This window comes from Planococcus maritimus (assembly GCF_001592825.1).
In the GTDB taxonomy this organism is placed as follows: domain Bacteria; phylum Bacillota; class Bacilli; order Bacillales_A; family Planococcaceae; genus Planococcus; species Planococcus maritimus_C.
This window is the reverse complement of record NZ_LTZG01000001.1, coordinates 609562-627955: the sequence shown is the minus strand read 5'-3', so window position 1 is coordinate 627955 and position 18394 is coordinate 609562. Positions and strand designations below refer to the sequence as shown.

The window sequence follows — 18394 nt, the reverse complement described above, 5'->3', positions numbered from 1 at the left end:
ATAGCAAGCAGTAAAGCGTATGGTAAGCTGGAAATACAGGTGATATTACTCAGGAAATAACCGAACCTTTCCATATAATAGGCGTCCAAAGAGTAATAAGGAAAAAGGGGTGGGCGCATGGGCTTCTGGTATATGCTGTTGTTATTCATTGGAATTTGTTTATTATTTGCAGGGATTTTGCCAAAAAGAGGGTTTTCAGCCGGTGTGAAAATCGGATTGTTAGTAGGCGGCGCAGCGTGCATTGGGTTTTCATTGTTCATGTTCTCGCCTGGTAGTGCGGAAATCATAGCGGATCTGTTTGGCTTAGGACCGGAAACGGAGTGATAGGTAGTGACGACGATTTACATCATCCGGCATTGCGCCGCCAGCGGCCAGGAACCGGATGCACATTTGACTGAAGCGGGAAGGGAACAGGCACTGAGCCTGGCCGGATTTTTAAGCGATGCGGGCATTAAACGAATCATTTCGAGCCCTTATACCAGGGCCGTTCAATCGATCGAGGCGTTGGCTAAGGCTTTGGCCGTCGAAGTGGAAACCGACGAACGTTTGAAAGAACGGGTGCTCAGTTCCGGAAATCTCCCAGATTGGTTTGAACAATTGAAAAACACATTTGATGACCGCGATCTCGTCCTAGAAGGGGGAGAGTCGAGCACACAAGCGCTTGAACGGATTTCTCAAGTAGTACGAGAGCTGGAAAGCAGTGATTGCGAACGCACTGCCATCGTGACACACGGCAATATTATGGCGCTATTAGTGTCACGTTATATCGATGGCTTCGGTTTTGAAGAGTGGCGCAGATTGAGCAATCCGGATGTGTACGTGTTAACCATTGAACCCTCCGGAACGAGCTGCAAACGCTTATGGAACGAAGGCACTCCTGATGATTAAAGCGGTGCTCTTTGATTTGGATGGAACTCTGCTCAATAGAGATGCCACGGTCGCCTCTTTCATCGCTGAACAATATGAGCGCTTACGGCCGTCATTGGGACATATTCCAAAAGTGCTCTATAGGGAACGGTTTATCGAATTGGACCAGCGAGGCTATGTGTGGAAAGACAAAGTCTATAGGCAATTGATTCAGGAATTCGAGATTGAGCAGGTGACTATGGAATCTCTATTAGAAGATTACCTCGATCATTTTCGCTTCTACTGCGTCCCGTTCGAAGGGCTCGAAACCTTACTGGAAAGTTTAAAAGCACAAGGCTTGAAATTGGGCATTATTTCAAACGGCAAACATCCGTTTCAAATGGGCAATATCGACGCTTTGGGAATCGCACATCATATGGATGCGATATTGATTTCTGAAAGTGAAAACCTAAGAAAGCCCGACCCGGAAATCTTCTGCAGGGCACTAGGAAGACTCGGTGTGGACGCAGCGGAAAGCATATTCGTCGGGGATCATCCCGTGAATGATATTGACGCGGCACAAGCCATCGGAATGTTTGGCGTATGGAAGCCTTCAAGTACGCTGGACGAAGCACCGTTAGCAAATGCTCAAATTGTAAAATTGGATGAATTGAACCGTATCATCGAGACATTAAATGCGTAGCCGGTCCACAGAGGGCCGGTTTTTTGATGGGAACTGGCAGCTATATTAAAGCTTTGTAAAGAATCGCTTATTTCGTTGAATATGTTTTTTTCATCGGGTAAAGTAATGATATCGAAAACCGATATCAGATTTCGTAATCAGCAAATTTATGAAGGAGCATGTCCATGGAAGACAAAGTGCTGCGGAAGTTATTTCTCGGTTTTATACACATTCATGTGCTGCATCATGCGAAACAAAGCCCCATCTACGGGACTTGGATGCTTGAGGAGCTGCGCGAACATGGCTATTCCATCGGTCCTGGTACCTTATATCCGATTCTTCACGGCATGGAATCAGATGGTTTGTTGCTGCGAGAAGAGCGAAAAGTAGATGGCCATATTCGCAAATATTACAGCATTACCGAAAAAGGAAGTTGTGTACTAAAGGATGCGCAAGAGAAAGCGTATGAATTGTTCAAGGAAATCAAAGATTAACGGGATAGGAGAGAATTATGGCTCAACCACAAAAAGAAAATCGACTGAAACTCTTATTGGAAATTTTGTTCGTCTCGACACGTCTCGGACTGACTTCGTTCGGCGGGCCTATTGCGCATTTAGGCTATTTCCATAACGAATATGTCCGCAGAAGAAAATGGATGGATGAAAAAAGCTATGCCGATTTAGTGGCGCTTGCCCAATTCTTGCCAGGACCTGCCAGCAGCCAAGTCGGAATCGGAATCGGGGTCATGCGCGGAGGACTTATCGGGGGAATCGTTTCTTTTATCGGTTTTACGTTGCCTTCTGTGATCGCGCTCATCTTGTTCGCGTTGCTTTTGCAAAGTTTTGATGTCTCAGATGCGGGCTGGATCAAGGGATTGAAAATTGTCGCAGTGGCGGTTGTCGCCCACGCCATTTTGGGGATGGCGAAAAATTTGGCGCCGGACCTCAAGCGCAAGGCGCTGGCGCTATTGGCGTTGATCGGTACCTTGTTGTGGCCCTCATCGCTATCGCAGATCGGGGTCATTTTAATAGCGGCGTTGATCGGCTATATGCTTTATAAAAACAGTGCGGAAACGACAGAAGGCCGCATGAAATTTCCCGTCACGAAAAAAATAGGGGCATTGAGCCTGATGTTGTTCTTTGCCTTTCTTGTCTCGCTGCCGATTTTGCGTGAAGTGACCGGTTCTTACTGGGTGGCGATGTTCGACAGTTTCTACCGTGCCGGCTCCTTAGTGTTTGGAGGAGGGCATGTCGTCTTGCCGCTTCTAGAACGAGAATTTGTGCCGACCGGCTGGTTAACGGAAGAAGCCTTTCTTGCCGGGTACGGGGCGACACAAGCCGTTCCAGGTCCCTTGTTTACGTTTGCTGCGTATCTTGGAACCGTGATGAATGGTTGGGCTGGCGGTTTATTCGCTACTGTGGCCATCTTTTTGCCTGCGTTTTTATTGATCGTCGGAGTGTTGCCGTTTTGGGACGCACTGCGTACGAACCAAAAAGTCAAAGGCGCTATTATGGGAGTCAATGCGGCCGTGCTCGGCATTTTGATTTCAGCGTTTTACACACCTATCTGGACGAGCTCAATCACACAGCCGGCCGATTTTGCATTGGCGGCCATTCTTTTCAGCTTGCTCGTCTACTGGAAACTTCCGCCTTGGGTTATCGTTTTGTGCGGCGCGCTCGGCGGAACATTAATCGCATGGATCTAAAGAGAAACCGCTGTCATGGGATGGCGGTTTTTTTCTATCTGTCTGCGTGAGCATTTTCGTACGCCTTCTGAAACTGAAGCGTTACAATAGGTGAGGTAAAGGAGTGCTATTCAATATGACACAAAAAACATTTCAACAGATTCCTCTAGCTGTGCTCGATTTGGCGCCAGTCAATGAAGGCAGCAATGCAACGGAATCATTTGCCAATAGCGTAGAACTTGCGCAGCACGTGGAAAAACTAGGCTTTAACCGCTACTGGTTGGCGGAACACCATAACATGCCGGGCATCGGCAGTTCAGCAACATCGGTATTGATCGGGCATATCGCCGGCAAAACCGAGTCGATCCGTGTCGGCTCAGGCGGTGTCATGCTGCCGAACCACGCACCACTCGTTATCGCTGAACAATTCGGGACGCTCGCGTCATTGTATCCGGATCGCATCGACCTAGGGCTAGGGCGTGCGCCAGGAAGCGATCAGGCGACGGCTTACGCTTTGCGCCGTTCGCTTAACAGCTCAGGGGATGAGTTCCCGCAGCAAGTGATGGAGTTGGAGAATTATTTCTCCGACAAGCCAGTCGGACGGGTCAAAGCGTATCCGGGAACAGGCATGGACATCCCCCCTTGGCTGCTCGGTTCGAGCGGTTTCAGCGCGCAGCTCGCTGCACAAAAAGGCTTGCCTTTTTCATTCGCCAGCCATTTTGCGCCGGACTTCACGATGCAGGCGCTGCAACTATACCATCAGAACTTCAAACCTTCTGCGTCGCTCGACAGACCGTATGCGATGGTCGGCGTCTCGCTTATCGTCGCTGATACGCAAGAGCGTGCGGAATGGCTTGCCACATCTTCGCAGCAGCAGATGTTTGCTTTGATGAAAGGCGAACCGACAACATTCCAACCGCCGATCGAAGATCTTGGAGCAGCCTGGACGCCGCGTGAAATCGTCATGTTCCGCGATAAGCTCAAATCCGAATCGATGATCGTCGGCACACCGGAAGTTGTCCGTGAAAAGCTTGCGGCCTTTATTGACAAAACCCGTGCCAATGAAGTGATCGTCAGTTCCCCGATCTTCTACCAGGAAGATCGCCTGCGTTCCTATTCATTGCTTTCAGATATGATGGAATAAACAAAAGCACCAATTGAACGGAATTCCTCCGTTCAATTGGTGCTTTTTCAATCGCTCCCCGGATACTAAGAGAGCATCAGTGAAGGCCTTTGGCTTTGGTTTCATCATGTTTCATGATTTGCATCTCGATGTCTTCGTCGTTTCTTGCATAATCCGGCCCGCCTTCACCGATCATGTTCAAAATCGAATCGAATTCTTCAGCTAGCCAATCCTTCAATTCTTTCGGTTCGCTATCTTCATCAATTCTTGCGTAATCTGGGCCGCCTTCGCCAATCATGTTCAAAATTGCATTGAACTCTTCATCAAGCCGCGTTTCGACTTCTTTGCGTTCCACCCATTTACGTTCCATGATAATATCCTCCTTCTATTGAAATCGCAAGAATGGCAAGGGCTTTATTCCTTTTTTATTATACAGAACATTCTGTCTTTTTGGTATTTTTTTGACTCGCTAGCTGATGAACAGTGAAAAACCCCTCAGCCATTTTGGGTGAGGGGTTTAGTTTATTCGCTTATATACTGCTCCATTGAGCCGAAAAAGCGCGAAGAGGTTTTTTCGAACCATTCACGGTAAACAGAATCCGGTTGTTCCGGAATCGTATAGGCGAGCTCAGTCCGCAAATCATCCGTTAGCTCCATCTTCTGGCGCGGTCCATCCGGCGTCAGCCAATTAAACTGCGCGCGACGGTTTTCGTTCGCAAATTGCACCCATTCGGTCTCGGTCTCAGATGAATCGAATAAAGCTTCTGTAGAGATAAGCATCCAGCTTTCGCTTTGGTGTTTTGGCGGAAGCCATAAACTCTTTTCCATCACGCCCTCTTCGACAGGGAAATTGAATATTTCATGACGCAATTCCTGTACGCGTTCTCCGTTGCCAAGCGACAGTGTGCGAGATACGTATACATTGCCTACCAGCGTTTCCGTGTCTGTGCTGCGGACAACGCCGAACGGATTGCGCGTCGCGTCCGTCCCGTAAACTGCCTCTTCTTGCTGCAGCATCGGTTCTTCATTCCAATGCGTAATCATCGCATCCTCTAAGCCGCTACGGTTCACGGAAAAAGTGATGGGCATCCAGCTGGTGTTTTCGGCTTTATCGAACAGAAAAACATCCCCATTCGGCAAAGTTTCTTCGGTAATGGTGAGTGAACCGACAGATAAGCTAAGGAAAGTCAGCGGGTAAGTATTCGTTGTAACATCTCCCTCTGTCGTAATTTGTGCGTCACCGAGTGTGATGAAGGTTGGCTTGTCGATACTTAACGTGACATCTTCATAGGTATAAAGCGTTTCTTCATTTTTCAAGAACATGACTGCTGTAAAGATGATCAGCGCCATGAAAAATAATGTAAGGGTCAATATGATAATCTTCCTGAACAAAACTCCCACCTCAAATTTCGGCTATTTCCTGCACTCCCGATTATAGCACGGGGACAGGCCGAAAGAAGGTGGGAGTTTTGAGCATCGCATGAACGTTTTCGTTAAAGTACTTTATCCAGGAAATTACGGGCCCGGTCACTTTTCGGCTGCTGGAAAAAGCTTTCGGGTTCGCCTTCTTCGACAAGAACGCCGTGATCGAGAAACAACACACGGTCAGCGACTTCTCGGGCAAATCCCATTTCGTGCGTGACGACGACCATCGTCATGCCGGATTTCGCAAGATCTTTCATCACTTCAAGCACTTCCTTCACCATTTCGGGATCAAGTGCTGAAGTAGGTTCATCAAATAGCATCAGTTCTGGTTCCATTGCAAGTGCCCGGGCGATCGCTACGCGTTGCTTCTGGCCGCCGGACAAGCTATTCGGGTAGGCTTTGGCTTTTTGCCCTAAGCCGACGCGCTCTAGTAATTGCCGTGCCTTTTCTTCGGCTGCGTGTTTTTTGACGCCTTTCGCTTTCATCGGCGCATACATCAAATTATCCTGTACGGTCATATGCGGAAATAGATGAAAATGTTGGAACACCATGCCGATTTGCTGGCGGATTTTATGGATGTCTTTTTTGGAGGCGGTCAAGTTCTTGCCGTTGACTTCGATGTTTCCTGAACTCGGTGTCTCCAGTAAGTTGAGGCAGCGCAAGAAAGTCGATTTGCCGGAACCGGACGGGCCGATGATCGCGACGACTTCCCCTTGTTGGATGCTGGTGGTAATATCACTCAATACGAGGTTGTCCCCGAATTTTTTCGATAGGGCTTGTACATCAATCACTAAGCTTCAATCTCCTTTCAACCATGCGCCCGATGACCGTAAGGCCCATGACGAGGCACCAGTAAATCACACCGACAAATAACAAGGGCTCAAAATTGCGGAACAAGTCTGCTCCGACCACTTGGGCACGGCGCATCAAGTCCAAATAGCCGATCGTCGAAACGATGGCGGATTCTTTCGTCAAAGTGATAAATTCATTCATCAATGCAGGCAAGATGTTCTTTAGCGCCTGCGGCAAGATAATGTCTTTCATCATTGCACCGTAAGGAACGCCGAGCGCTTGTGCTGCTTCTAGCTGGCCTTTGTCAACCGCTTGGATGCCGGCACGGATGATTTCCGAAATATAGGCGGATGAGTTCAAGCCGAATGCGAGAATCGCGGATAGAAACGGCGAAATATCATAGCCGGTCAATTGAGGGATCGAGTAATAAATGATCATCAATTGCAAGATGAGCGGCGTGCCGCGAAAAATCGATGTATAAGCGTCGGCGAACCATTTCAACGGCTTGGCTGAACCAATCTTAAACAGCGCCAGCACGGTGCCAAGAATAGAGCCGAGAATGATCGCGAAAAAGACGAATTTTAAAGTGACCCAAATGCCTTCAAGCATAAAGGGGATGTATGGGATAATTTGCGAAAAATCAAGATTCATAACAGTTCCAACTCTTTTCTAGTGGCGAATTTTACTGCTCGTCTGTGAGCCATTTGTCTTTCAGTTCATCCAACTTGCCGCTTTCTTCCATTTCAGCGAGCACAGCGTTGACTTCATCGACTAAATCGCTGTCTTTCGGGAAGGCTACGGCCATACCAGGGGATGCAGTGGTCGGGTCATCAAAAGCGTCCAATCCTTGCGCTTCGATATATCCAAGCGCCACTTGCTTATCCATATAAGCGGCGTCGATACGGCCGGAAAGAATTTCCTGAACGAGTGCCCCGGAATCATCGAGTGCTTTCAGTTCGAAATCGATGCCTTCTTCTTCGATAATGCCTTTCGCGCCTTCTTCTTGAATCGTGCCGAGCTGAACGCCGACCGTCAATCCTTCCAAGTCTTCCAGTGTTTCAAGTCCTGAGTCTTTTGCCGAAACGAACATTTCGCCTGAATGGTTGTATTCCGTAGAGAAATCGACATTTTCTTTACGGGCATCCGTCGCAGACATGCCAGCCAAAACGAGATCGACGCGGTCATTTTGCAAAGCACCGATCAACCCGTCGAATTTCATGTCGGTGATTTTCAGTTCAACGCCGAGCTCATCTGCGATATAATTGGCAAGGTCGATATCAAAACCAACGATGTCGCCCTGTGGATTGCGCGATTCAAATGGTGCGAACTCAGCGGACGTGCCCATTTCCAATACCTCTTTTTGTTCCGTAGTTCCGGTTGATGTATCTTCTTGGCCGCAAGCTGCCAATAGCAATGCGGAAGCACCGCCTGCAAGTAATAATAATTTTTTCATTATAGGTTCCTCCTGTGTATGTTTATTCGATAAAATGAATCTTAACACGTTATAGGAATGGATGAAAGGTTTTTTATGCGTGTTTATGAATAATTATTAATTCTAATAATTCAGTAAATGGGAGTGTGAAGAAATGAAAACTTTGCTTTTGACGGGATTTGAACCATTTTTGGATTACACCATCAACCCGACAATGAGAGTCGTAGAACGGCTAGACGGAGAGGAGATAGGTGGATACCGGATCATCAGCCGCATCTTGCCAGTGGATTTCAACCGGTCCGGCCAGCGTATACTGGAGTGGATCGAAGAACTAGAGCCGGATGCGGTGGTGTCATTGGGGCTTGCGGCTGGACGCTATAAAATAACGCCGGAGCGGGTCGCATTGAATGTCAAAGACGGCGATCAGGACAATGAAGGCTACCAACCGGTCGATGAACCGATTTCAGCAGCAGGACCGGATGCTTATTTGTCGACTTTGCCGGTGCGAGAGATGACGCAAGCGCTCATAGAGGCAGGACTTCCGGCAGAAATCTCCAATACAGCTGGTGCATATCTATGCAATAACATTATGTATGAAGGGCTTCATTATGCCGCTACGAACAAGCCGGACATGCTGTCAGGCTTTATCCATATCCCAGCTGACCACCAGCTGGCGATCGAGCACGGGAAGCTACCGAGCTGGTCCCACGAAGACTTAGCAAGGGGCGTACGCATTTGCCTTGAAGCAATGGAACAACAAGAATTTGAAAACTAGCAGTAAGACAAAAGACAGAGCGCAATGCTCTGTCTTTTTTTCAGAGTGTTAAAGAAGTCTGTAATCATCAATTAATAAAAAGAATGTGACACTATTCCACAATGAACAAATTAACGAAATGTCTTAGTATTTGGAGAAGCGTTCGCTCGTAAAACCTTCTGCTCAACAATGCTGCGCATTACTGTCGCAAAGATAATGCCTCCCGTAGGTCGACCTTATCTTTCCTGTGGGTCAGCGAGACGACCGAGACCCCACAAGGCGCAAAGCGGCTGAGGAGGCTTGGGAGTCGTGCGATAAGGTTCGGAAAATACGACTTCTTACCTTTCTCGACAGCCTGCAAAAGACAGAGCTCAGTGCTCTGTCTTTTTTTGTTTGTTCTTTATGATTCAAGGAATATGTGAATTTTCTTGCAAAATGCCATGGAACTTTCGCTGGATTCAAGTACGATAGAGACAGAGAAAAATTCGTGGAGGTGCCTTATGCTTAAAACGGACAAGCTGACCAAAAAATTCAAAGATACCCTAGCAGTGGATAATGTAAGCCTGGAGCTTAGAAAAGGCGAATCGGTTGGCCTTCTTGGACCGAATGGCGCCGGGAAATCAACTGCCATCGCCATGATTTCGACTTTGCTGAAACCAAGTTCAGGAGATGTCAGGATACATGGCAAAAGCGTATTAAAAGATCCAGGAGACATGCGTCGTGTGCTTGGCGTAGTTCCGCAGAAAATTGCTTTATATGAAGAGTTGAGCGCTTATGAGAACTTGAAGTTCTTTGGCCGCCTGTATGGTTTGTCGGGCAAAAAGCTCGAACAGCGGATTGGCTATGTGCTGGATCTTGTCGGCTTGTCTGACCGCAAAAAAGAGCTGGTCAAGCATTATTCCGGAGGCATGCAGCGCAGGGTTAATTTGGCGGCGGCGATGATGCACGAACCGGAAGTGCTGATCATGGACGAACCGACCGTGGGCATCGACCCGCAATCGCGCAATCATTTGCTCGAGACGATTCGCAGGCTGAACCACGAAGAGGGCATGACCGTGCTTTACACGAGCCATTATATGGAGGAAGTGGAGAAGTTATGCGACCGAGTGTATATCATGGACCGTGGCAAGGTGATAGCAGAAGGCACAAAAGAAGAGCTGAAGGCTATTTTATCGGATCAGGAAACCGTATGGATTGAATTCGACCAAAGTTATCCGGAACTGTTCAAGAAGCTCAGCGAAATCGAGGGCGTCCAGCATGCGGATGTGGAAGAGCGGAGCCTGAAGTTGATGATCCCGAAAGGCATGCGCTTGCTTGCCTCGTTGTTCCATGAGGCCGAGCGGCACGGGGCGCAAGTCACCAATGTCCATGTCCAAACGCCGACACTTGAAGATGTGTTTTTAAGGCTGACCGGGCGCACTTTGCGGGATTGAGGAGGGGGCATTATGGGAGCTTTTCTGATTAAGGACATTATGTTGCTATTGCGCGATCGATACGAATTGATCATATTGCTGGCGATGCCTTTTTTATTGATCGCGATTCTCGGATTTTCGTTGCGGGGAATCTTTTCCGGCGATTTGGAAGCGTTGGAAATGGACGTAGCGCTTATTGTAGAAGACGATGAAGCACAGGGAATTGAAATGGTGCAAAACAGCATCGACGGAATGGGCCTGCCGCAAGAGTCCGAACAAACGCTCAAGCAGGCAGCCGAATCAGCCAGCCCGCAAACAATGCTCACGTCGCTTTTGGATAGTGAAGAGATTAGTGGCTTAGTGAGAATCGAACGAATGGGGCGAGATCAGGCAGAAGAAAACCTGGAGGCGCAATCGATAGATGCAATCATCATTGTTCCGGATGGGTTTACCCAAAGCGCGTTAAACAATATGCTGTTCGGCGCAAGTGGCGGGGCGCAGCTGGAATTGCTTGCTGCCGATGGGGCTTCACCAAAATCCGATGTCCTTGTCTCGATCCTTGAAGAGTTTGTTCGCACCCTAAACTTCGAGTCATCGATTTCCCGGCTGGCAGGCGATACTGAGACGGTGGCGATTGCGGGTGGTATTGAAACGATTACTGCACAAAAATCCATGACTTCGTTTCAATACTATACGATCAGTATGGCGGTCATGTTCGTACTATTTGTCGGATCAGCCGTGGCTAGACAAGCAAATCTTGAGCAAAGGCAAATGGTGTTTGAGCGCATCCGTCTATCGAACCGGCCGCCGTTATTATATTTAAGCAGTAAAGCCATCGCGGCAGCAGCGATCGTATCGGTACAGCTGATGTTGCTGTTTGGATTATCGACATTGCTGTTCCAGACATTTGCTGTAGACTCTTGGGATTTCTGGCTGGGAATTGCCTTGATTTCGGTAGTGCTGGCAGTTTCGGTCGGCTGCCTGGCTGCATTTATGGTCGCCTTGACTTTGCGGGTTGAAAGCGATGCCGTTCCGGCAATTTTCTCTGCCGGCGTCATTTCACTCATGGCATTTGTCGGAGGCAGTTTTGTGCCGCTTGATGGCATGCCGGAGTCGATTCGAACAATCGGCAGCTGGACACCGAACGGGGCAGCGCTGTCAGCTTATTTTTCCTGGATGCTGGATCCTGATGTCCACCAATTGTCAGGACCACTCGCTCGCATCTGTGCAGTGGGCGTTCTGTTCTTAGCGGCAGCGCTTGCCCTATTCCCAAGAAAGGGGGGAGCTGCATGAAAGCTGTCTTTTTACTGCAATGGCGAAGATTTTACCGCCAGCCGCTGCTCGTGTTGGCGATGTTCGTTCTGACGATCATTTTCGTCTCGGTTTCAGCGGCAGGTGGAGAAGAGGAACCAGTTTTTGTCCCAGTTTATACCGAATCGTTGAAGCAAGAGCAAGTGCTGGAATGGGTGGAACGCTTGAACGCCGAAAAGCAATTTGCGTTTAAGTGGATGCAGCCATCTGAAGCACGTTCCTATGTAGCGGAAGGCGACGTTCCGCAAGCTGTCGAGTTGATGGAGGCGGATTACCGTCTGTTGGTCGGCAGGGAAGATCCTGCCCGTTTGGCGTTGGATTCAATGCTTCGCCGCGTCTATTCAGAAGAGTTACGACTCGAAGATGCTGCGCAAGAGGTGCCGGAAATCCGGGAGCTCATGGACTCTGCGCTATCAGACCCGGCGCTGCAATTGTCGGCTGCTTCACTTCAAGGAAAAGGGGAGGCCGACAAGCTCCAGTTATTATTTGGGATGACATTATTTTTCGTTATCTATACGATCATGTTTAGCCTTGTTCGGATTGTGGACGAGAAACGGACGGGTACTTGGAACCGCATGATCCTGTCGCCGGTTCGCAAATGGCAGATGTACCTTGGGCATTTGAGCTTTAGTTTCCTGATCGGGTTTTCACAAATCGCCCTTATTTTTCTGTTGTTCCGGTATGCTTTTGGCTTTGAGATGGGCGATCGTTTCTGGTTGTTGCTCGCGATTGCGGCTTGTTATACGTTCTCTATCGTAGCTCTTGGGCTAATGATTATTTCACTTATTGCCAAGCCCCAGCAATTGAGTGCCGTCATTCCAATTGTTGCGACTGGAATGGCGATGGTGGGCGGTGCATTCTGGCCGATTGAATTGGTGACCAATGAGATCCTGCTTACGGTATCGAAAGTATTGCCCATCACATACGGTCTCGAAGCTTTAACGAGTGTCGCGGTTTACGGAAATGGGCTGCAGTCGGTCATGATGCCATTAGCGATGCTGTTAGGTTTTGGCGGCATTTGCATGGCGATTGCCATCCGTTTACTGGAATGGCGCAGCGTCTCATGAAAAAAAAGAACCGCAGTGGCGGTTCTTTTTAAATGATTTCCCAATTGCGTTCAGTGGCGAGTGTGTGGAGACGTGCTTCTGGCCGCACAGCGACCGGATTGCCGACCAGTTCCAGAACGGGTAGGTCTGACAGGCTGTCGCCATAAGCGAAGCTGTTTTTCCAATCGATTGCTTGGCCGCCCAGCGCTTCTAGAATCTTTTCAGATTTGAGCGATCCCTGGATGTGGATGACGGGTGTCCGATGTGCGAGAATATCCGCTTCATAAGGGACTTCCGTGCCAATGATTTTCTCGATCGGCAGCTCTTTTGTCACCGCATGCAAAAGCGGCGTGAACGCTCCGGACACGAGCATGCAATAATCTTCGTTTGAGACGTGCTGCTTCAGGCGCTCAATGACTTCCTGATTGAAATCATCGTGCATGAGATTAGCGATTTCCCCAAAATATTCTTCCAGCTCTTGTTTTGAAAAAGTCTCGAGTGCTGCAAGATATGCCTGAACAGAACGTTCTCGCATTTTTGCTTCCGGGTAGATTTTCAGTTTATGTCCAATATACGGCGGCATGATTGCTCGGTAAAATTTACGATACCGGCGGTTATGGACGGGATGGTTTTTTAGGTGGTTCATCATTAACTGAAACGTTTCCTTTGAATATAAAGTGCCATCGAAATCAAATATGGCGACGCGCATAAAATCCCTCCACTCTATTTTCCTGCTGTTTCCATCATAGCGGAAATCCCCAACCTTCACCAAGCATGTTTAATGGTTTTCTCGTCAAGGGTATGGAAAGGAAACAACGAAGTTGGAGGGGTAGTCATGGCAAAACAACGAATCACGGTCGGTTACGTAGAATTGACACAAGACGAATCGGACCGCCTATTTGAAGAAGTGAAAAAATCGAGAGGAATCGACACATACGGCGAACTTCAAAATTTGATGGAAGACTACGACGCAACAGTAGAAGAGCCAGTCAAACAGCCGCTCAAAGAAGTCCTCGACGAAGAGGAAGCTCCAGAAGAACCGGCGCAGCAAGGCTTGCGCTATATCAATATCTTCAACGCCATCGAAGCTGATGAAAGCTACCGCATTGAAGCATCCAACCAGGAATGAACGATAAAAAAGGGAGATCCGGTTGCGGATCTCCCTTTTCAGAGTATTGAAGAACTCTGATAGACAGATATTAAATTAAAAGCTGACGATCTTTTCGACATTTAAAATTCAATGACTTATTCAAGTATTTGGAGAAGCGTTTGCTCGTAAAACCTTCTGCTCAATAATACTGCGCATTATTTTCGCAAAGATAATGTCTCCCGTAGGTCGACCTTATCTTTCCTTTGGGACTAGCGGGTTTGAGAGACCCCGCAGGCAATGAATGAGCGAAGCTGTTGCTGAGCACATTCATTTGCGATGCTCGAACATAGTGAGAGTTGAGCAACGCTTTAGTGACGAGGAGGCTCGATTCCCGCCCCACGGAGTCGTGCAATAAGCTTCGGAAAATACAACTACTTTACTTTCTCGACAGACTGAAAAGGGAGATCCGATTACGGATCTCCCTTTTTCTTATCTATTCGTCTTTATTCGCGATGCAGCGTTCGCATTCGTAGATAATCGACTCGCGGCGTTCCTTGATTTCACAACCGCATTCCCGGCATTCCTTACGTGTACGCGTCTCAAATGTTTGCATGTTTTTCATAGTGATCTCCTCCAGTTTTTAAGTTAGTTTTTCGTACCCTGGCAGCGTCAAGAATTCAGCAAAATCACTTTGCAAGGTGAGACTTGTAAACAACTCGCGGGCTTCCGCGTAGTGTCCGGTGTTATAACGTTCTTCGCCGACCGCCTGTTTAATCAATGCATCTTCTTGTTCGATGATTTCGTGGAACAAGCTGACGTCGACTTTGCGGCCGTCTTCTAAAATGCCTTTCGGATGGCGGATCCATTGCCACACTTGGGAGCGGGAAATTTCCGCTGTCGCTGCATCTTCCATCAAATGGTTGATTGGTGCAGCCCCGTTTCCGGAGAGCCAAGAGGCGATATACTGGATGCCGACCGAGATATTGGAACGGAGGCCTCGTTCAGTGATCGAGCCTTCTGGAACTTCCACTAATTGCTCCGCTGTCACGTGGACATCGTCGCGCTGTTTATCGATTTGGTTCGGTGTCGGCATGTATTTATCGAATTGCTCCATTGCCGTTTGCACCATTCCTGGATGTGCAACCCAAGTACCGTCATGGCCATTCGTCACTTCACGGCGTTTGTCTTCAGCTACTTTATTGAAAGCTGCTGTATTGGCTTCGTCATTTCCTTTGACAGGGATTTGTGCGGCCATGCCGCCCATCGCCGGAGCGCCTCGTCGGTGGCAAGTTTTGATGCACAGTGAAGTATAGGCTTTCATGAATGGCACGGTCATCGTCACTTGGGAGCGGTCCGGGAAGATGTAATCCGGATTGTTGCGCATCCGCTTGATGACAGAGAAGATATAATCCCAGCGGCCGCAGTTGAGGCCGGCTGAATGATCGCGCAGTTCGTAAAGGATTTCGTCCATTTCGAATGCGGCCATGATTGTTTCGATCAACACCGTTGCCCGGATCGTGCCTTGCGGAATGCCGAGCTCATCTTGTGCAAAAGTGAACACGTCGTTCCAAAGCCGTGCTTCCAGGTGGCTCTCAAGTTTCGGCAAATAGAAGTAAGGGCCGGTGCCGCGGTCGATCAATTCTTTTGCATTGTGGAAAAAGTAAAGCCCGAAATCGACCAAACTGCCGGAAGTCGGCTTTTCATCAATGAACAGGTTTTTCTCCGGCAGGTGCCAGCCGCGCGGGCGCACCATCAAAACGGCCGTTTTTTCATTGAGTGCATATTTCTTGCCGGTTTCAGGAATTTCAAAATCGATTTGCCGGCGAACCGCGTCCCGTAAATTGACCTGCCCATCGATGACATTGAACCAGTTAGGCGCTGTCGCATCTTCGAGGTCCGCCATGAACATCTTCGCACCGGAGTTCAACGCGTTGATGAGCATTTTGCGATTGGTCGGGCCGGTGATTTCCACGCGGCGGTCTTTCATATCTTCCGGAAGGGTAGCGATTTTCCAGTCCCCTTCACGGATTTCTTTCGTTTCAGGAAGGAAATCGAGCTTTTTGCCGCTATCGAGTTCTTGTTGGCGCACCTGGCGTTTTTCCAGAAGTTCGATCCGACGCTTGTCGAAACGAGTGTGCAGCTTTTCAATGAACTCTAGCGCTTCAGGCGTCAGAATCTCCTCCATGCCTGGAACCGCTTCACCTGTAATCTGTACATTCGATTTCGTCAGCATACGGATCACCCTTTCGCTGTCTGGAATTGTTCGGTTTCAGTAGAGCCTTTCATCGCTGTCGTAGAGCTCGTACCACCCGAGACGATTTGTGAGATTTCATCGAAATAGCTAGTTCCGACTTCGCGCTGGTGACGTGTCGCTGTGTAGCCTTTCGATTCTGAAGCAAACTCAGCCTGCTGCAATTTCGAGTAAGCAGCCATGCCGTTGTCCCGGTAATCGTAAGCCAGTTCGAACATGCTGTGGTTGAGTGCATGGAAACCAGCAAGTGTAACGAATTGGAACTTATAGCCCATCTTCCCAAGTTCGACTTGGTATTTCGCGATGGTTTCTTCGTCAAGTTTCGCTGCCCAGTTAAATGAAGGCGAGCAGTTATAAGCAAGCAGCTTGCCAGGGAACTGTGCATGGATGGCATCCGCGAATTGCTGTGCTTCTTCCAAGTTCGGGTGGGACGTTTCACACCAGATCAAGTCAGCGTATGGGGCGTAAGCAAGGCCGCGGGCGATGGCCTGGTCGATGCCTGGGTTTGTGCGGTAGAAGCCTTCCGGTGTGCGTTCGCCGGTGATGAACGGATGGTCGCGCTCATCGATATCGCTCGTGATCAAATCTGCTGCATCTGCATCCGTACGGGCGATGATGAGTGTCGGGACGCCCATTACGTCAGCTGCAAGTCTAGCAGAGACAAGGTTTTTCACTGCGTTTTGAGTCGGAAGCAATACTTTACCGCCCAAGTGTCCGCATTTTTTCTCGGAAGCGAGCTGATCTTCAAAATGAACCCCAGCTGCGCCAGCTTCGATCATCGATTTCATCAATTCGTATACATTGAGCGGTCCGCCAAATCCGGCTTCAGCATCTGCGACGATCGGTGCGAACCAGTCGAAGCCTTCTGTGTTTTCGACACTGTCGATTTGGTCGGCACGCTGTAAGGCGCGGTTGATTTTGCGGACAACATCAGGAACCGAGTTAACTGGATACAAGCTTTGGTCCGGGTACATCTGGCCTGCGGAGTTGGCATCCGCTGCAACTTGCCAGCCGCTCAAGTAAATGGCTTGTAGTCCTGCTTTCACTTGCTGTACTGCCTGGTTGCCAGTAAGTGCGCCGAGAGCATTCACGAAAGGCATTTCGTTGATCTGGCGGTAGAGGCGATCAGCTCCGCGTTGTGCGAGTGTTTGCTCGATCAATACCGACCCGCGAAGTTTGACGACATCTTCCGCTGTATATGGACGCTCGATGTTCTCCCAACGTTTATCTTCCTGCCACGATCTGTTCAGTTCCTCGATTTGCTGTTGCTTGTTTACCATTCCAACCATCCCTTTCCGGTGTAGAAGTATTTTTAAAATCAACTGTATTAATACAGTTTGTTTTGATGTATATTAATATATAACAGAATATTCAGCCTGTCTTGAAAAAATGACGAAAGCCATTATAGGTGGATAAAAGGCGGCATATTCGGATGAATGGGCTTGAAAGGGGAAATGGCTATGGCAAACACTGTATTGGAGCAGGTAGGATTTATCATCGGGGACTGGATTCCGAAAGAGGCATCGATCGCTGTTGCGGCTGAAAATCAATATATTTACTATAAAGCCGGAATCCATGATCTCTCCATTAAAGAAGGGCAGCCGGTATCATCCGGTACCATCGCGGCACGCGTCGCTAAAGAAGGCAGCAAAGTCGAGATGTATGTTGAAGAAGCTGTTCTTGGATCTGCTTATTATGGCGTCGGCTATCCGATTACGATCGATAACCGGGATGCCGTGCTCGTCATTACTTTGCCACCAGATTACGTGGTAGGGAGAAAAAAGCCCTTAGCATTTTTGACAGGTAAGCAAGAGGACTGTTGGCGCCCGATTCCAGTGGAAAAAGTATCCCATATCGAGAGCAGTCAAAAGAAAACCTGGTTCTATGCAGACGAAGAGCCCTATTGCTCAAGCCATACATTGAAGAACTTGAAAGAGCAATTGCCTGATTATTTCTTGACCGTCCATCGTTCGTTCATCGTCAATGTACACTATATAGAAGAAATCGCAAAAGACGTCACTTCAAATTATGTGCTGACCTTGCGTGATGGCTCCACCATCCCGGTCAGTCAAAACCATACCGCCGAGGTGCGCAGTCGCCTTGGATTTTAACAATCTTTACAATCGAGGCGGCAGGAAATGGGGTGCGCAGGTGGAATACTTTACGCAGAATGCAAAACGAGAAGAAAGGTGGAGGCTGATATGACCATCTGGCCTAAATCCAAGCTTGGCAATATTTCTGTAGTCTTTGCGGCTGTCCCTTTATTGCTGGCGTTGATCATCACTCTTGCCGGTGCGTTCCAGGAGTTGCCGCTGGCGTTTGACGGAGAGGTGTCCGATAACTGGCTTTTGACATTTTTTCTATTAATGTCCCTAGCCTCCTTTGTCGTCGCATTCATTTCCGGCATCAGTTCGATGCTGATCCGCAGGGAACGTTCCATGGCAGTTATTGCTTCTATTCTGGTTTCCATCCTCGCGCTCGTCGTTTCTTGGAGTTGGTGGATATAAGATTCTTCTATACAAAAGCCGTTGAGAATTATCTCAACG

22 protein-coding genes are annotated in these 18394 nt (G+C 48.6%); 13 read left to right on the top strand and 9 right to left on the bottom strand.

The annotated features are described in order from the left end of the window. Nucleotides 1-117: 117 nt before the first annotated feature. From AY633_RS03175 to AY633_RS03150, 6 genes are all read left to right on the top strand, one after another. Nucleotides 118-324 (top strand): hypothetical protein, encoded by a 207-nt coding sequence (locus tag AY633_RS03175; RefSeq protein ID WP_068486412.1) that lies wholly within the window; start codon nt 118-120, stop codon nt 322-324. A gap of 6 nt (nt 325-330) precedes the next feature. After that, on the top strand, nt 331-888 hold the full coding sequence (locus tag AY633_RS03170) for a histidine phosphatase family protein (protein ID WP_068486410.1): 558 nt from the start codon (nt 331-333) through the stop codon (nt 886-888). After that, nucleotides 881-1549 carry an HAD family hydrolase gene (locus AY633_RS03165; protein ID WP_068486407.1) on the top strand — a complete coding sequence of 223 codons (669 nt, stop codon included), beginning with the start codon at nt 881-883 and terminating at the stop codon, nt 1547-1549. Before AY633_RS03170 ends, AY633_RS03165 begins: the two co-directional genes overlap by 8 nt. A gap of 164 nt (nt 1550-1713) precedes the next feature. Next, nucleotides 1714-2022, top strand: coding sequence for a PadR family transcriptional regulator (locus tag AY633_RS03160; protein WP_068486405.1), 309 nt, complete (start codon nt 1714-1716; stop codon nt 2020-2022). Nucleotides 2023-2039: 17 nt separating this feature from the next. Then, nucleotides 2040-3233 (top strand): chromate transporter, encoded by a 1194-nt coding sequence (locus AY633_RS03155; protein ID WP_068486403.1) that lies wholly within the window; start codon nt 2040-2042, stop codon nt 3231-3233. A 115-nt stretch (nt 3234-3348) separates the two neighbouring features. Next, nucleotides 3349-4356, top strand: coding sequence for an LLM class flavin-dependent oxidoreductase (locus AY633_RS03150; RefSeq protein ID WP_145915646.1), 1008 nt, complete (start codon nt 3349-3351; stop codon nt 4354-4356). A gap of 76 nt (nt 4357-4432) precedes the next feature. Here AY633_RS03150 and AY633_RS03145 read toward each other — a convergent pair whose 3' ends face one another. The 5 genes from AY633_RS03145 to AY633_RS03125 all read right to left on the bottom strand — a co-directional run bounded on the left by AY633_RS03145 (nt 4433) and on the right by AY633_RS03125 (nt 8005). Continuing rightward, nucleotides 4433-4705, bottom strand: a complete 273-nt coding sequence (locus AY633_RS03145) for a hypothetical protein (RefSeq protein WP_068486399.1) — start codon at nt 4703-4705, stop codon at nt 4433-4435. Between the two features lie 152 nt (nt 4706-4857). After that, entirely contained in the window at nt 4858-5706 is an 849-nt protein-coding gene (locus AY633_RS03140; protein ID WP_260804469.1) for a hypothetical protein, read from the bottom strand. Nucleotides 5707-5828: 122 nt separating this feature from the next. Then, nucleotides 5829-6551, bottom strand: coding sequence for an amino acid ABC transporter ATP-binding protein (locus AY633_RS03135; protein ID WP_068486395.1), 723 nt, complete (start codon nt 6549-6551; stop codon nt 5829-5831). Further along, nucleotides 6544-7203, bottom strand: coding sequence for an amino acid ABC transporter permease (locus AY633_RS03130; RefSeq protein WP_068486393.1), 660 nt, complete (start codon nt 7201-7203; stop codon nt 6544-6546). The genes AY633_RS03135 and AY633_RS03130 overlap by 8 nt, the downstream gene beginning before the upstream one ends. A 31-nt stretch (nt 7204-7234) precedes the next feature. Then, entirely contained in the window at nt 7235-8005 is a 771-nt protein-coding gene (locus tag AY633_RS03125) for an ABC transporter substrate-binding protein (protein WP_186008732.1), read from the bottom strand. Nucleotides 8006-8138: 133 nt separating this feature from the next. Between AY633_RS03125 and pcp the strand changes: the two genes are divergently transcribed. The 4 genes from pcp to AY633_RS03105 all read left to right on the top strand — a co-directional run bounded on the left by pcp (nt 8139) and on the right by AY633_RS03105 (nt 12528). Beyond that, nucleotides 8139-8759 carry a pyroglutamyl-peptidase I gene (gene pcp, locus AY633_RS03120; protein WP_068486390.1) on the top strand — a complete coding sequence of 207 codons (621 nt, stop codon included), beginning with the start codon at nt 8139-8141 and terminating at the stop codon, nt 8757-8759. Nucleotides 8760-9238: 479 nt separating this feature from the next. After that, entirely contained in the window at nt 9239-10171 is a 933-nt protein-coding gene (locus AY633_RS03115) for an ABC transporter ATP-binding protein (protein WP_068486388.1), read from the top strand. Nucleotides 10172-10183: 12 nt separating this feature from the next. Further along, nucleotides 10184-11443, top strand: coding sequence for an ABC transporter permease (locus tag AY633_RS03110; RefSeq protein ID WP_068486386.1), 1260 nt, complete (start codon nt 10184-10186; stop codon nt 11441-11443). Further along, entirely contained in the window at nt 11440-12528 is a 1089-nt protein-coding gene (locus AY633_RS03105) for an ABC transporter permease (protein ID WP_068486384.1), read from the top strand. The genes AY633_RS03110 and AY633_RS03105 overlap by 4 nt, the downstream gene beginning before the upstream one ends. A gap of 28 nt (nt 12529-12556) precedes the next feature. Here the strand turns inward: AY633_RS03105 and AY633_RS03100 are convergent, their stop codons facing one another. Next, entirely contained in the window at nt 12557-13216 is a 660-nt protein-coding gene (locus AY633_RS03100) for an HAD family hydrolase (RefSeq protein ID WP_068486382.1), read from the bottom strand. A gap of 126 nt (nt 13217-13342) precedes the next feature. Here AY633_RS03100 and AY633_RS03095 point away from each other — a divergent pair, with 126 nt between their 5' ends. Further along, nucleotides 13343-13636: a hypothetical protein gene (locus AY633_RS03095; protein ID WP_068486380.1), complete on the top strand. Its 294-nt coding sequence runs from the start codon at nt 13343-13345 to the stop codon at nt 13634-13636. 454 nt (nt 13637-14090) lie between these two features. On the opposite strand, the gene AY633_RS16725 is transcribed toward AY633_RS03095, so the two are convergent. Genes AY633_RS16725 through aceA form a run of 3 tightly spaced genes read right to left on the bottom strand, consistent with a single transcriptional unit; the run spans nt 14091 to nt 17128 of the window. Further along, a complete protein-coding gene (locus AY633_RS16725; RefSeq protein WP_194098862.1) occupies nt 14091-14219 on the bottom strand; it encodes a YhfH family protein in 129 nt (42 codons plus the stop codon). Between the two features lie 18 nt (nt 14220-14237). Further along, nucleotides 14238-15830 carry a malate synthase A gene (gene aceB / locus AY633_RS03090; protein WP_068486378.1) on the bottom strand — a complete coding sequence of 531 codons (1593 nt, stop codon included), beginning with the start codon at nt 15828-15830 and terminating at the stop codon, nt 14238-14240. A 5-nt stretch (nt 15831-15835) separates the two neighbouring features. Beyond that, complete coding sequence (gene aceA / locus AY633_RS03085; protein ID WP_068486376.1) at nt 15836-17128, bottom strand: isocitrate lyase; 1293 nt, start codon at nt 17126-17128, stop codon at nt 15836-15838. A 180-nt stretch (nt 17129-17308) separates the two neighbouring features. On the opposite strand from aceA, the gene AY633_RS03080 reads away from it, so the two are divergent. Then, on the top strand, nt 17309-17959 hold the full coding sequence (locus AY633_RS03080; protein WP_068487852.1) for a LytTR family DNA-binding domain-containing protein: 651 nt from the start codon (nt 17309-17311) through the stop codon (nt 17957-17959). A gap of 90 nt (nt 17960-18049) precedes the next feature. Further along, nucleotides 18050-18355, top strand: coding sequence for a hypothetical protein (locus AY633_RS03075; RefSeq protein ID WP_068486374.1), 306 nt, complete (start codon nt 18050-18052; stop codon nt 18353-18355). The last annotated feature ends 39 nt before the right edge of the window (nt 18356-18394 follow it).